This is a genomic window from Streptomyces sp. NPDC002754 (genome assembly GCF_053592315.1).
Window position 1 is genome coordinate 25,674 of record NZ_JBSFVM010000010.1, and the last position, 13,443, is coordinate 39,116.

Below are 13,443 nucleotides of genomic sequence, written 5' to 3' on the forward strand. Positions count from 1 at the left end.
GCACAGTGACTTCCGGCGGCGGCCAGTATGGTGGTGCGCGCCGCCGAGCAGCCCGCGAGAGGTCGAGACGGGCGGCGGAGCCAACCGGGAGAACCTGCCTTGAGCCGTGAAACTGACAGTTCGTCCTCCGGGCCCCAGGGGCGCGGCGCTGCCGCCTACCCGTCGGGGACGCCTCCGTACGGATCGCCCGCGCAGGGCGCGGCGTCCGATGACGCCGGTCCGACGCCGCCGGGCGACCAGGATGCCCCGGAGTCACCCAAGACCGAGACGACGCTGACGACCCGGATCCGGATCAACATCCCCGGCTCCCGGCCGATCCCGCCGGTCGTCATGCGCACGCCGATGAGCGATGTCGACGGGGCGCCGAAGGGCGGTGCGGATCCGGTCCCCGGGGCTGCGGGTCCGCCCGCCGGTCCTACGTCGCGGGGCTCTGCCCCGGACCCCGCGCCTCAAGCGCCGGCGGGGCTTGAGGAGCCCACCCCCACTCCCGCGCCTCAGCGCGAGGAGCGGACGAGTGAGTGGTTCGCGCCGCGCAAGCCGCGTGGCGGTGCGGGTGGCGCGCCCACGCCGCCCGCTCCGGGATCCAACGGTGGCGGCCCGCCCGGTACTTCGGGTGGTACTTCGGGTGGCTCGTCCGGAGGGTTTGACGTGTCCGGTGCCGTGGCGGCCGGGCCCCTCGGCGCGGGCGGACCACCGGGACCCCGCGACGACCTGCCGTTCTTCTCCGCCAACGCCAACGCCAACGCCAACGCCAACCAGGACCCGGGCGCGCCCGACCGTGGCGAAGGGCCCACCGGCCCCACCACGGGCCCGGCCGCGGGCGACGGCCCGATGGTGCCGCCCGGCGTCCCCAACCCGCTGGTCCCCGGTGCCGGTCAGTCGCCGCCGCGGATGAGCGACGACACCGCGATCCTCACGCCGCAGAAGCCGGCCCCGGAGCCGCCCGCGGGCGGCAACACCAGGGGCAACAACGTCTCGGGTGACACGCTCACCAGCGGCATGCGCGTCGTCCCCTCGGAGGGTGGCGGCCCCAAGTCCCCCGGCGCCTCCGACCCGTTCCAGCAGGGCCCGGACGGCCCCGCGGTGCACACCCCGCCGAAGCTGCCCGACCCGGTGCCGTCCACCCCCGCGCCCAAGAAGAAGGGCCGCAACAAGCTGGTGCTGCTCGGCGTGGGCGTCGTCGTCGTGGCCACCTGCGCGTACGGCGCGGGCCTGTTGATGAACCACGCCGACGTCCCGAAGGGCACCACCGTCGCGGGCGTCGACATCGGTGGCGGCACCCGCGACGAGGCGACCAGCAAGCTCGAGAACGCCCTCGGCAAGCGCACCCAGCAGGCGCTGAAGCTGCAGGTCGGCGGCAAGACCGTGGCGATGCAGCCGGCCCAGGCGGGCCTCTCCTTCGACACCGCGTCGACCGTGGCCGCTGCCGCGGGAAGCGACTACAACCCGGTCTCGGTGATCGGCTCGCTGTTCGGCAACGAGCGGGTCGTGGCCCCGGTCATGCCCGTCGACGAGGAGAAGCTGGCCGCGTCCCTGCAGCGGGCCGCGGGCGGCGCCGCCGCGTCCGGCGACGGCACGATCAAGTTCGCGCCGGGCAAGGCCGTTCCCGTCTACGGCAAGACCGGCAAGGGGCTCGACCTCGCCCAGTCGGCCGCCGCCGTCAAGGACGCGTACAACGCGCAGGTCGAGACCGGCGCCTCCGGAGCGGTCCCGCTGGCGACGTCGACGCAGAAGCCGACGATCCCGGACGCCGAGGTCGACCGGAAGATGCAGCAGTTCGCCGAGCCCGCGATGTCCGGACTGGTCACGGTCAAGGCGGGTGGCGCCTCGATCCAGTTCGGTCCCGACAAGTCGCTGCCGAAGATCCTGAGCGTCCAGCCGGTCAACGGGAAGCTGGTCGAGAAGTACAACCTCCCGGTGCTCAAGCAGCTCTACGGCAACACCTTCGACGGCGTCCTGGTCACCCGCGGCACCGGCAAGAAGACGCCGGTCCAGCCCACGGACGTGGCCGCCGCCATCGGTAAGGCGCTGCTCGGCAAGACCGCGGCGGAGCGCACCGCGGAGATCCAGACGAACGCCGGATAGCTCGGCCCGCACACCCGCACACCCGCGCACCCGCGCACTCGCACCCGGGTCACGAGTCCCGCATGACATCCGTCATGCGGGACTCACGCTTGACGACACTGCCGCGCACCCCCGCCCAGCGGCGACGCTGAATGCCATGACGACACACGCAGCGGTCACCTTCAGCGGGGTGACGAAGACGTACGGCACCGTGCGGGCGGTCGACGACCTGGGCCTCGAACTGCACGCGGGCGAGACCGTCGCCCTGCTCGGCCCGAACGGGGCGGGCAAGTCCACCACCCTCGACCTGCTCCTCGGCCTGCGCCCCGCCGACACCGGCGAGGTCCGTGTCTTCGGCACGAGCCCGCGCGAGGCGATCACGGCAGGACGGGTCGGCGCCATGCTCCAGAGCGGCGGCCTGATGGACGAGGTGACCGTGCGCGAACTCGTCCGGCTCGGCTGCGCCCTGCACCCGAAGCCGTACCCGGCCGACGAGGTGCTGGCCCGCGCCGGACTCACGCAGATCGCCGACCGCAAGGTCAACAAGCTCTCCGGCGGCCAGGAACAGCGCGTCCGCTTCGCCCTCGCCACGGCGGGCGACAGCGACCTCATCGTCCTCGACGAGCCGACGACCGGCATGGACGTGAGCGCCCGGCAGGCGTTCTGGGCGACCATGCGCGAGCAGGCGGACCAGGGCCGCACCGTGCTGTTCGCCACGCACTACCTGGAGGAGGCGGACGCGATCGCCGACCGTGTCCTCGTGCTGCACCGCGGCCGCCTCCTCGCCGACGGCACGGCCGCCGAGATCAAGGCGAAGGCGGGAGCGCGGCGGGTCTCCTTCGACCTGGAGGGCGCGATCGACGAACCCGCCATCAAGGGCCTCCCGTTCCTGACCGGCGTATCCGTCAGCGGGCAGACCGTCCGCATCCAGTCCACCGACGCCGACGCGACCGTGCACGCGCTCTACGGACTCGGCGTCTACCCGCGCAATCTCGAAGTCGCCGGACTCGGCCTGGAACAGGCCTTCGTGGCGATCACCGAGGCCGAGGAGGCCAAGACCCGATGAACGGCATGAACAGCCTGATCAAGCTCGAACTCACCCGCGCCCTGCGCAACCGGAAGTTCCTGTTCTTTTCCGTGATCTACCCGTCCGTCCTCTTCCTGCTGATCGCGGGCAAGGCGGACAGCACCAGTATGGTCGACGGAACGGGCCTGAACGTGCCCGCGTTCATGATGGTCTCGATGGCCTCCTTCGGGGCGCTCACCGCCGTCCTCATGGGCAACAGCGAGCGCATCGCGAAGGAGCGGGAGAACGGCTGGGTGCGGCAGTTGCGGCTCACCCCGCTGCCCGGACGCGGCTACGTCCTCGCGAAGACCGCGAGCGCCGCCGTCGTCTCGCTCCCGTCCATCGTGGTCGTCTTCGTCGTGGCCGCGGCCTTCAAGGACGTACGGTTCGACGCCTGGCAGTGGCTCGCGCTCACCGGTTCGATCTGGGTCGGCAGCCTCGTCTTCGCCGCGCTCGGCGTGGCCATCGGCTATCTCGCCTCCGGCGACGCCGTCCGGCCGATCACGATGATCACGTACTTCGGGCTCTCGATCCTGGGCGGCCTGTGGATGCCGACGACCGGATTCCCGCAGTGGCTCCAGAACATCGCGGAATGGCTGCCCACTCACGCGTACGCTGCCCTCGGCCAGGCCATCGAGCTGGGTGGCGCCCCCGAGGCCAAGGACGTCGCACTGCTCGTCGCGTACTTCCTGCTCTTCGCGGGAGGCGCGGCCTGGCTGTACCGGAAGGACACGTTGAAGGCGTGAGCGAGCCAGGGGAGTGGGCGGAGGCCGGCCGAGCGCCGTCGAACCGACGCGAGTTGTTCGTGAAAGCGCTGTGGATCGGCGTGTGGCTGGTCTTCCTCGGCGACCCGGTCGGCGACCTGGCGGCGGGCCACCACAGCACGGTGGGCACCGTGTTCGGCTGGGCGGGGCTCGGCGCGTTCACGCTCACGTACCTGGTGCTGGTGTTCCGGCACACGAACCGCCCGTTCGCCCGCGCCGTCGTGGTCTCGGTGCTCGGCCTCCTGCCCGTGCTCGCCTGCGTGCTCTGCCTGACGCTCGGCGAGTCCTGGCTGGTGCTCTTCGTGTACGTCGCCGTCGGCTGCGGGGCCGTGCTGCCCATGCGGCAAGCACAGATCATGATCCTCGTGGTGACCGGCGTGATGGTGGCGCTCGCCCTGCACCTCGGGGCGGGACCCGACATCGGTCTGGTCGTCTCCGCGCTGCTGGGCGGCTTCTCCATGACGGGCGTACGCCGACTGGTGCGCACGACACGGGAGTTGCGCCAGGCGCGCGCCCGGGTCGCCCAGCTCGCCGCCAACGAGGAGCGCCTGCGCCTCGCCCGCGACCTGCACGATCTGCTCGGCCATTCGCTGTCGCTGATCACGCTCAAGAGCGAGCTCGCGGGGCGGATGCTGCCCGACCACCCCGACAAGGCGGCCGACCAGGTAGCCGACATCGAGAAGGTCAGCCGGCAGGCCCTGGTCGACGTGCGCGAGGCCGTCAGCGGCTACCGGCGCGCCCGGCTCGCCACCGAACTCGCGGGCGCCCAGGCCGCGCTGACCGCGGCGGGCGTCGCCGCGGACGTGCCGTCCGAGACCCCGGAGCTGCCCGAGACACCCGAGTCGGCGCTCGCCTGGACGCTGCGCGAGGCCGTCACCAACGTCGTACGGCACAGTGGCGCACGGCGCTGCGTCATCGAGGTCACCCGGCGTCAGACCCTCGAAGGACCCCAGGTCGAACTGACCGTGGAGGACGACGGCTCCGGCCCGTCCGGGACGCCGCCGGGCAACGGCCTCACCGGCCTCACCGAACGACTCACCGCGGTCGGCGGCACCCTGGAGACGGGCGCGGCACGCGGGGGAGGCTTCCGTCTGGTGGCCCGGGTCCCGGCCGCCTCCGCGGACGTCTAGGATCCGCCGCATGAGCGTGATCAAGGTGCTGTTGGCCGAGGACCAGTCCATGGTGCGCGAGGCGCTCGCCGCGCTGCTCGGACTCGAGGCGGACATCGAGGTCGTCGCGCAGGTGGCGCGCGGCGACGAGGTCCTGGCCGCGGCCCGCGCGCACGCCGTGGACGTGGCGCTCCTCGACATCGAGATGCCGGGCTGCACGGGCATCGAGGCGGCCGCCCAACTGCGTGCGGCGCTCCCGGGGTTGAAGGTCGTCGTACTCACCACCTTCGGTCGGCCCGGCTATCTGCGCAGCGCCATGGAGGCGGGCGCGGCCGCGTTCCTGGTCAAGGACGCCCCGGCCGCGCAACTCGCCGACGCCGTACGGAAGGTGCTCGCGGGCGAACGTGTCATCGACCCCACGCTCGCCGCGGCGGCCCTCGCGGAGGGCGCGAACCCGCTCACCGACCGCGAGCGCGAGGTGCTGCGCGCGGCGGCGGACGGCCGCACCAACGCGGAGCTGGCGACCGCGCTGCACCTGTCGCAGGGCACGGTCCGCAACTACCTGTCGATGGCGATCCAGAAGCTGGCGGTCCGCAACAGGGCGGAGGCGGTGGCCGCGGCGCGGGACAAGGGCTGGCTGTGACTCCCGGCGGCCCGGCGGCTCAGTTCAGCATCGCGCGGGCCGCCCGCGCCTGCTCCCGCACCGACTCCGCCGCCGTCTCGTCGACGGCCCCGACCACGTCCGCGTACGCCTCCAGCTCCACCGCCCCGGTCACGAAGTCCGCGCGGCGTACGAGGAGCTGGGCCCGCTCGTAGCGCAGTCGCGCCGGGTGGGCGGGCAGCAGCAGCGACAGTTCCACGGCCCACAGCGACACGTCGGAGCGCTCGGGCCGCGTCGCCGCCCAGGCCCGGATGTTGTTGAGGATCCGCAGCACCACGTCCAGCGGATCGGCGGGCCGCAGCATCGACGGATCCAGCGGGCCGCCTGTCGCCCCCGCCACGAGCGTCTGCGCGTCGGACCCCGTAAGGACCCGCCCGCCGTCGAACGGATCGGCCAGCACCTGCTCGTCGGTGGGGCCGAAGCCGACCACGAAGTGCCCCGGCAGGGCCACCCCGCACACCGGCGCGCCCGCCCGCCGGGCCACCTCCAGCCACACCACCGACAAGAGGATCGGCAGCCCTCTGCGGCGCCGTACGACCTCGTGCAGGAGGGACGACTCGAGCCGCTGGTAGTCGTTCGGCGTGCCGTGGAAGCCGGCGCGTGCGCCGAGCAGCTCCGCGCACGCGGTGGCCCAGCCGTGCGGCGACCCCGGCCGGTACGGCAGCCGACCGGCGAGCTCGTCCAGCTCGATCTGCACGGCGTCCATGCCGGCCTCGTCGAGCGAGGCGTCGCCCTGCGCGGCGAGCAGCAGACACAGCTGCGCCAGATCGGGCCGCTCGGCCCGCGCCTCTTCGGCGAACCGCCGCCGCAGTTCCGTGGAACGGGGGGAAAGGTGGGGGGACATACGTGCCTCGTGCCCTTTCAGGCCGATCGCTACATCGATCAGTACGGCATTCGTCGCTACGGCATCAACCGTCACGCCGTTCCGGAGCACGGTAGTGGTGGTACGCGTGATGCGTGGCGAAACCCATGCGGTCGTAGAGGGCGTGTGCACCCGCGTTGTCCGCCTCGACCTGGAGCCAGGCCGCCGACGCGCCCTCGTCGAGCGCCTGCCGGGCGAGCACCGTCATCACGTCCGTGGCGAGTCCCCTGCGGCGGTACGCAGGGTCGACCTCGACGGCGGCGAACCCGGCCCACCGCCCGTCGACCACGCACCGCCCGATCGCGGCGGGCACGCCACCGTCGCCCGGCACGGTCGCGAACCACACCGAGGGGCCGGCGCACAGCACCTTCAGCGCGACCTCGCTCGCCCCCTTGCGCTGGTACCGCGCGAGCCACGCCTCGTCCGGCTCGCGGCTCAGCGACACGTGCGGCGCGTCCGGCGCGTCCCCGATGGGCGCGAGCGCCGCGATCCGCAGCTCTGCGCTCACCTCGCGCGCCCACCCGCGCTCCTCAAGCCCCGCGCACAGCACCTCCTGCGCCCCCTCGGCCCCGGTCGCCGTCTGCGCGTACGCCGGTAGGCCACGGGCCGCGTACCACTCCTGTACGCGGCTCAGCGCGTCGTCGAGCGGACGGCCGGGATCCCCCAAGGGGAGTACGGAGTTCGCCCGCCGGGTGAAACCTTCGGAGGCGCGCAGCTCCCACTCGCCGAGCCGCTCGCTCTCGATCGGCTGCCACGCGCGCGAGGCGACGCGAGCGAGCTCCGGGTACGTGGCCGAGGGGCCGCGGCGACGCGCGGGCGCGGCCGGCACGACCTTCCCCGCGACCAGCGTGGACTCCTCGATCCGCACACCTTCACCGTTTCTCCGTGTGACGAGGAGCACACCATCGTTCCACGATGTGAGAACTCCGACGGTGTCGGTGAACTTTCGACCCGCGGAACCGTCCCCGCTCACCCGTCGCACAGAGACGCGTTTCCCCACGTCATCACCTGAAATGCGAACTTCCAGGCGTCCGCCCGCAGTGAATTCCACAGCTCGCCCCACCCCTCCTGTTCGGATCATGGCCAGGAACGGAGATACTAGAGGCGGGCATCGACGACGCCGCGCTCCCGCGCGCCAGGCGGCGGAGCCTGCGGAGGCCCGCCAGCGCCCTATCGAGGAGGAACGACAGCGTGACCTACGTCATCGCGCAGCCTTGTGTCGACGTCAAGGACAAGGCGTGCATCGAGGAGTGCCCGGTCGACTGCATCTACGAGGGCAAGCGGTCCTTGTACATCCACCCGGATGAATGCGTCGACTGTGGCGCCTGTGAGCCGGTCTGCCCGGTCGAGGCGATCTTCTACGAGGACGACACTCCTGAGGAGTGGAAGGACTACTACAAGGCGAACGTCGAGTTCTTCGACGATCTCGGTTCGCCCGGTGGTGCCTCGAAGATGGGCCTGATCGACAAGGACTATCCCTTCATCGCCGCGCTGCCGCCGCAGAACCAGTAACCGTCAGCGGTACGCACAGGCGCTGCCCCGGTCCCGTACGGCTCTGACTGCCGTACGGGACCGAGGTATTTGTTCCACCACCCCGTATGAGAGCGAGCTGACCGTGTCCACCGTCCCGGCCCCCATCGACCGCCTCCCCGCCTTCCCCTGGGACAAGCTGGAGCCGTACAAGAAGACGGCCGCGGCGCACCCGGACGGCATCGTCGACCTCTCCGTCGGCACGCCCGTCGACCCGGTGCCCGAACTGATCCAGAAGGCGCTGGTCGACGCCGCGAACTCGCCGGGCTACCCGACGGTCTGGGGCACCCCCGAGCTGCGTGACGCGCTCGTCGGCTGGTGCGAACGCCGCCTCGGCGCCCGTGGCTTCGACCACACGAACGTCCTGCCGGTCGTCGGTTCCAAGGAACTGGTCGCCTGGCTCCCCACCCAGCTGGGCCTCGGCCCGGGTGACAAGGTCGCGTACCCGCGCCTCGCGTACCCGACGTACGAGGTGGGCGCCCGGCTGGCCCGCGCGGACCACGTCGTCTACGACGACCCGACCGAGCTCGACCCGGCCGGCCTGAAGCTCCTGTGGCTCAACTCCCCGTCGAACCCCACGGGTCGGGTCCTTGGCAAGGACGAGCTGAAGCGCATCGTGGACTGGGCGCGGTCGCACGGCATCCTGATCTTCTCCGACGAGTGCTACCTGGAGCTGGGCTGGGAGGCCGACCCGGTCTCGGTCCTGCACCCGGACGTCAACGGGGGCTCGCACGAGGGTCTGGTCGCGGTCCACTCGCTCTCGAAGCGCTCGAACCTGGCGGGTTACCGTGCGGCGTTCATCGCTGGCGACGCCTCGGTGCTCGGCCCGCTCCTCCAGATCCGCAAGCACGGCGGCATGATGACCTCCGCGCCGACGCAGGCGGCGGTCGTCGCGGCGCTCGGCGACGACGAGCACGTGCGGGTGCAGCGCGAGCGTTACGCGGCTCGCCGCGAGGCGCTGCGCTCGGCTCTGCTGGCCCACGGCTTCCGCATCGAACACAGCGAGGCGAGCCTGTACCTCTGGGCCACCCGCGACGAGTCCTGCTGGGACACGGTGTCCGCCCTGGCCGACCTCGGCATCCTGGTGGCCCCCGGCGACTTCTACGGCGAGGCGGGCACCACCTTCGTCCGCGTAGCCCTGACAGCCTCGGACGACCGAGTGGCGGCGGCGGTGGCCCGGCTGGCCTGAGGGGTGGTGGGGGCCTGCCGGCTCCCACCACCGGGCACCTGTGGGCTCCGCCCGTGGGCGGAGCCTCACGAGCCGGGGCCTCACGAGCCGGGGGCTCCGCCCGGGGGCGTCGGCTCTCGCTCAAGAGCGGGGTTTGATCCACCCACCGCCACGGTGCAGTGGACCGCCACCAGGCTGCCCGCCCATCTCCCACCCACCCGCCCCCTCCGGGAGCGTCGGCCCGACGGGGCACCGCCACCGCCTGGGTAACCCGCCACTCAGGCGTACGGGTGGCCGCCACCCCCGCCTTGGGCAATCTGCCGCCACCCGCCTCCCTACCGGTTGCGGTCGACCACCCCCGCCTTGGGCAATCTGCCGCCTTGGGCGGCAGGGTGGGCAAGGCGGCACCCCGGTGCCGCGCACCCATACGACAGGCCCCGGCCACGGCACGGCCCGGCAGCAAAACGGGGCACCAGGAGCAGAACGCTCCCGGCACCCCGTTCAACCAAACCGGCGGTCAGCCGATCGGCAGGTTGCCCAGCGCCCCGGTCGGCAGGCCACCACCACCCACCGGCAGCCCACCATCCGTCGCGGTCTTGGTCGTCTCACCGAGCACGTCACCCGCGCTACCGGCCGCCCCACCCGCGGCCTCCTGTGCCGCCGGCGTGGCGGTCTTCGCGCCGGAGCCCACGACCTTGCCCGCCGCCGGCACGGCCTTCTGGACGGCCTTGCCGCCGGTGGCACCGGCAGCACCGGTGGCATGCCGCGCCGCGCCGTCGACGGTGCCGCCCACGTTCGCACCGTCCAGGGCGGTCACACCGCCCAGATCGGTCGTGGCCGGAAGGGCGACGGCGCTGGCGGAGCCGGCCGCACCGACCACGGGCGCCGCTCCTGCCGCAACGAGCAGCGCGGCGCGGGCGATCCGACGGGTCAGGGGGAGGGACATGATGCTCCTTAGACGGGAGAGAACGTTTGGCGCCCGGTTGCCGTGCGGCGATCGGACGCCGTGACAACAGCCCCAGCCCCCAGGAAGGTTGCGGGTCGGAAACGTAAAGGGTTCGTAATGCGTCGCATTATCAGTTGTGGGCAGAAACGGGCAAAGTGCACGCATCGCCGCCCTCTGCAGAACCCTTACGCCGCCCTGCTCACAAGGGTCTTGGGGGCAGCGCCCCACCTCACCCGAAGGTGCCCTCTCGACGTCCACCCAGCATGATCCGCGTTACCCGTTCGAGTGAGCGCCCGGACTACTGCCCAGTGACGATCCGGACCTCACCGACGGTCATCGAGGCCGCGGGACCGGACCGGCCACCCCGCTTCGCGGAGGACACCTTGCGCCAGGTGTCCCCGGACCCACCGGCGGCCCACTCGCGGCCCGCGTAGGAGACCCGCTCGATGCGCAGCGTCGAGGAGTTGGCCACCGCCCACTGCGCCAGCTCCCAGCCGCGCTGCCGCTCCCCGCCCTCGGCCGAGTCGACGGCGGCAGGCACGGGGACGCGGACGGACCTCTCGCCCGACCCTTTCGCGGACGCCACGTCCCGCCCGAAGTCACGGGCGAGCGCGGCCCGCACGCGCGCGGGGTCGCCGGACCGCACACCCTCGCCACCGAGCGCCCGCCCGTCGCAGGTGAGCGACGCGGCGGCGCGACCGGTCAGCGAGGCGGCCAGCAACGTCGCGTCCGGCTCGTGCTTCGCGTACGCCTGCGGAAAGCCGCTGCGCTGCACGCGCTGCGCGGCCGCGGTCAGCGGGAGCCGCGAGTAGCCGGGGATCTGCGCCAGGTGCGAGTAGAAGCGCTCGGAGGCGTACGCCGGATCCATGATCTGGTCCGCGGTGCCCCAGCCCTTCGTGGGCCGCTGCTGGAACAGGCCCAGCGAGTCCCGGTCGCCGTAGTCGATATTGCGCAGCCCCGACTCCTGCAGCGCCGTCGCGAGGGCGATCGTGACGGCGCGCTCGGGCATGCCGTGCGAGGTGCCGACGGCCGCGATCGTCGCCGCGTTCACCGCCTGCTCGGAGGTGAACTCGTACGTCGCCCCGTCCCCCTCCCCGTCCGCCGAGATGACCGTGCATCTCGGCTTGGAGCGGCCCCCGGTCGCGTACTGCACCGCCATGTACGTGGCCACAGCGAGCAGCACGACGACGGCCGCGCCGATCCGCAGGAGGCGGCCGCGCCGGACGAGAGTGGGGGGCTCAGGCACGCGTCCAAGGTACTGGAGTCCACTGACAGGCCCCTCGTCCCACGGGTATTAGGCTCGACGCCATGGACCGCACCCCCCTTGACCTCACCCAGGACGCCGCGCGCCTCACGGCGCAGCTGGTCGACTTCGCCTCGCCGAGTGGCAGCGAGAAGGAGCTCGCCGACGCGATCGAGGAGGCCCTGCGGGAGCTGCCGCACCTCACGGTGGACCGGTACGGCAACAACATCGTGGCCCGGACGAACCTGGGGCACGACGAGCGGATCATCCTCGCGGGACACATCGACACGGTCCCGATCGCCGACAACGTGCCCTCGCGGCTCGACGAGGACGGCGTCCTGTGGGGCTGCGGCACCAGCGACATGAAGGCGGGCGTCGCGGTCCAGCTGCGGATCGCGCGGACGGTCCGCGAGCCCAACCGCGACCTCACCTTCGTCTTCTACGACAACGAAGAGGTCGCCGCACACCTCAACGGGCTCGGGCATGTGGCCGACGCCCACCCCGACTGGCTGGAGGGCGACTTCGCGATCCTCCTGGAGGGGACGAACGGCGACGTGGAGGGCGGCTGCCAGGGCACCCTGCGCGTCATCCTGAAGACCAAGGGCGAGCGGGCCCACTCCGCGCGCGCGTGGATGGGACACAACGCCATCCACGCTGCGTCCCCCATCCTGGAGCGCCTCGCCGCCTACGAGCCCCGCAAGCCGGTCGTCGACGGCCTGGAGTTCCACGAGGGCCTCAACGCGGTCCGTATCGAGGGCGGCGTCGCCACCAACGTCATCCCGGACGAGTGCGCCGTCACCGTCAACTTCCGCTACGCGCCCGACCGGTCGATGGCGGAGGCCGAGCAGTTCGTCCGCGACTTCTTCGCCGGCTGCCCCATCGAGGAGATCGTCGTCGACGACCACACGGGCGGCGCCCGGCCCGGCCTGAACCATCCCGCTGCCGCCGCCTTCGTGGCCGCCGTGGGCGGCGAAGTACGCCCGAAGTTCGGCTGGACCGACGTCTCCCGCTTCAGCGCACTCGGCGTTCCGGCGGTCAATTACGGCCCCGGCAACCCGATCTTCGCGCACAAGATCGACGAGCGGGTCGATACCTCGCTCATCCTGGAGGGCGAGAAGCGCCTGGCCGCCTGGCTCACCGCTTCCTGATACGTCCAGGTCCCTCGTATGTAACCCGCGTAGACCTACCCTTGCTCTACGTAAGTGCGTGCTGTGTCTCCCCGGTGGGTAACCCCCGGACCCCAGCACGAAATGCACGCAGGAAGGGAGCAGACGATGAGCAACCCGGAGGGCAAGCGACGTCCCGTGGAGCAGCGGACGGGGCCGGTGGTCCGGCGCCGTGACCAGATGCAGCCAGGGACGAGCGACCAGCGTCTGCTCGACACCGAAGGCCCCTCGGGGTGGGTGCACACCGACCCGTGGCGGGTCCTGCGCATCCAGTCGGAGTTCATCGAGGGCTTCGGCACGCTCGCCGAACTGCCGCCCGCGATCAGCGTGTTCGGCTCGGCGCGCACCCCGGAGGACTCCCCGGAGTACGCGGCGGGCGTCGCCATCGGCAAGGCGCTGGTGGAGGCCGGGTTCGCGGTGATCACCGGTGGCGGCCCCGGCGCCATGCAGGCGGCCAACCAGGGCGCCGTGGAGGCCAAGGGCACCTCGGTCGGCCTCGGCATCGAGCTGCCCTTCGAGCAGGGCCTCAACCCGTACGTCGACCTGGGCCTGAACTTCCGCTACTTCTTCGTACGGAAGACGATGTTCGTGAAGTACGCCCAGGGCTTCGTGGTGCTCCCCGGCGGCCTCGGCACCCTGGACGAGCTCTTCGAGGCGCTCACCCTCGTGCAGACCACGAAGGTGACGCGCTTCCCGATCGTCCTCTTCGGCTCGCAGTACTGGAGCGGTCTGGTCGACTGGCTGAAGAACACGGTGATCGCCCAGGGCAAGGCCTCAGAGGTGGATCTGATGCTGTTCCACATCACGGACGACGTGGAGGAGGCGATCACGCTGGTCACCAAGGAGACGGGCAAGTAGGCCCCT

General features: G+C 72.0%; 13 protein-coding genes. 9 read left to right on the forward strand and 4 right to left on the reverse strand.

Features of this window, described 5'->3' with window-relative positions:
• The first annotated feature begins 99 nt into the window (after positions 1-99).
• The 5 genes from ACWD2L_RS21350 (at position 100) to ACWD2L_RS21370 (ending at position 5,646) form a co-directional block, all read left to right on the forward strand.
• Positions 100-2,085, forward strand: a complete 1,986-nt coding sequence (locus ACWD2L_RS21350) for a hypothetical protein (protein WP_351333411.1) — start codon at positions 100-102, stop codon at positions 2,083-2,085.
• Positions 2,086-2,221: 136 nt separating this feature from the next.
• Positions 2,222-3,130: an ABC transporter ATP-binding protein gene (locus ACWD2L_RS21355; protein ID WP_351333414.1), complete on the forward strand. Its 909-nt coding sequence runs from the start codon at positions 2,222-2,224 to the stop codon at positions 3,128-3,130.
• Positions 3,131-3,135: 5 nt separating this feature from the next.
• A complete protein-coding gene (locus tag ACWD2L_RS21360) occupies positions 3,136-3,876 on the forward strand; it encodes an ABC transporter permease (protein ID WP_351333589.1) in 741 nt (246 codons plus the stop codon).
• On the forward strand, positions 3,873-5,024 hold the full coding sequence (locus tag ACWD2L_RS21365; protein ID WP_351333417.1) for a sensor histidine kinase: 1,152 nt from the start codon (positions 3,873-3,875) through the stop codon (positions 5,022-5,024). Before ACWD2L_RS21360 ends, ACWD2L_RS21365 begins: the two co-directional genes overlap by 4 nt.
• A gap of 10 nt (positions 5,025-5,034) precedes the next feature.
• A complete protein-coding gene (locus ACWD2L_RS21370) occupies positions 5,035-5,646 on the forward strand; it encodes a response regulator transcription factor (protein WP_351333420.1) in 612 nt (203 codons plus the stop codon).
• Positions 5,647-5,665: 19 nt separating this feature from the next.
• On the opposite strand, the gene ACWD2L_RS21375 is transcribed toward ACWD2L_RS21370, so the two are convergent.
• Both ACWD2L_RS21375 and ACWD2L_RS21380 read right to left on the reverse strand, forming a co-directional pair.
• The gene (locus ACWD2L_RS21375) at positions 5,666-6,508 is read right to left on the reverse strand and encodes a transglutaminase-like domain-containing protein (RefSeq protein WP_351333422.1); all 843 of its coding nucleotides are present in this window, start codon (positions 6,506-6,508) and stop codon (positions 5,666-5,668) included.
• 64 nt (positions 6,509-6,572) lie between these two features.
• On the reverse strand, positions 6,573-7,577 hold the full coding sequence (locus tag ACWD2L_RS21380; protein WP_351333424.1) for a GNAT family N-acetyltransferase: 1,005 nt from the start codon (positions 7,575-7,577) through the stop codon (positions 6,573-6,575).
• A gap of 140 nt (positions 7,578-7,717) precedes the next feature.
• On the opposite strand from ACWD2L_RS21380, the gene fdxA reads away from it, so the two are divergent.
• Positions 7,718-8,038 carry a ferredoxin gene (gene fdxA / locus ACWD2L_RS21385; protein WP_266713752.1) on the forward strand — a complete coding sequence of 107 codons (321 nt, stop codon included), beginning with the start codon at positions 7,718-7,720 and terminating at the stop codon, positions 8,036-8,038.
• 103 nt (positions 8,039-8,141) lie between these two features.
• Positions 8,142-9,245 (forward strand): bifunctional succinyldiaminopimelate transaminase/glutamate-prephenate aminotransferase, encoded by a 1,104-nt coding sequence (locus ACWD2L_RS21390; RefSeq protein ID WP_351333426.1) that lies wholly within the window; start codon positions 8,142-8,144, stop codon positions 9,243-9,245.
• A gap of 496 nt (positions 9,246-9,741) precedes the next feature.
• Here ACWD2L_RS21390 and ACWD2L_RS21395 read toward each other — a convergent pair whose 3' ends face one another.
• Positions 9,742-10,170, reverse strand: coding sequence for an ATP-binding protein (locus ACWD2L_RS21395; protein ID WP_351333428.1), 429 nt, complete (start codon positions 10,168-10,170; stop codon positions 9,742-9,744).
• A gap of 298 nt (positions 10,171-10,468) precedes the next feature.
• Positions 10,469-11,416, reverse strand: coding sequence for a heavy metal transporter (locus tag ACWD2L_RS21400; protein ID WP_351333430.1), 948 nt, complete (start codon positions 11,414-11,416; stop codon positions 10,469-10,471).
• A gap of 62 nt (positions 11,417-11,478) precedes the next feature.
• Between ACWD2L_RS21400 and dapE the strand changes: the two genes are divergently transcribed.
• Both dapE and ACWD2L_RS21410 read left to right on the forward strand, forming a co-directional pair.
• Positions 11,479-12,561: a succinyl-diaminopimelate desuccinylase gene (gene dapE, locus ACWD2L_RS21405; protein ID WP_351333432.1), complete on the forward strand. Its 1,083-nt coding sequence runs from the start codon at positions 11,479-11,481 to the stop codon at positions 12,559-12,561.
• Between the two features lie 126 nt (positions 12,562-12,687).
• Positions 12,688-13,437, forward strand: coding sequence for an LOG family protein (locus tag ACWD2L_RS21410; protein WP_351333434.1), 750 nt, complete (start codon positions 12,688-12,690; stop codon positions 13,435-13,437).
• Positions 13,438-13,443 lie beyond the last annotated feature (6 nt).

What these genes read in the sequence shown, in the direction of transcription:
- ACWD2L_RS21370 (WP_351333420.1), top strand. Translation starts at nt 5,035, where the DNA reads ATGAGCGTGATCAAGGTGCTGTTGGCCGAGGACCAGTCCATGGTGCGC.
- ACWD2L_RS21355 (WP_351333414.1), top strand. Translation starts at nt 2,222, where the DNA reads ATGACGACACACGCAGCGGTCACCTTCAGCGGGGTGACGAAGACGTAC.
- ACWD2L_RS21410 (WP_351333434.1), top strand. Translation starts at nt 12,688, where the DNA reads ATGAGCAACCCGGAGGGCAAGCGACGTCCCGTGGAGCAGCGGACGGGG.
- dapE (WP_351333432.1), top strand. Translation starts at nt 11,479, where the DNA reads ATGGACCGCACCCCCCTTGACCTCACCCAGGACGCCGCGCGCCTCACG.
- ACWD2L_RS21360 (WP_351333589.1), top strand. Translation starts at nt 3,136, where the DNA reads ATGAACAGCCTGATCAAGCTCGAACTCACCCGCGCCCTGCGCAACCGG.
- ACWD2L_RS21375 (WP_351333422.1), bottom strand. Translation starts at nt 6,508, where the DNA reads ATGTCCCCCCACCTTTCCCCCCGTTCCACGGAACTGCGGCGGCGGTTC.
- ACWD2L_RS21395 (WP_351333428.1), bottom strand. Translation starts at nt 10,170, where the DNA reads ATGTCCCTCCCCCTGACCCGTCGGATCGCCCGCGCCGCGCTGCTCGTT.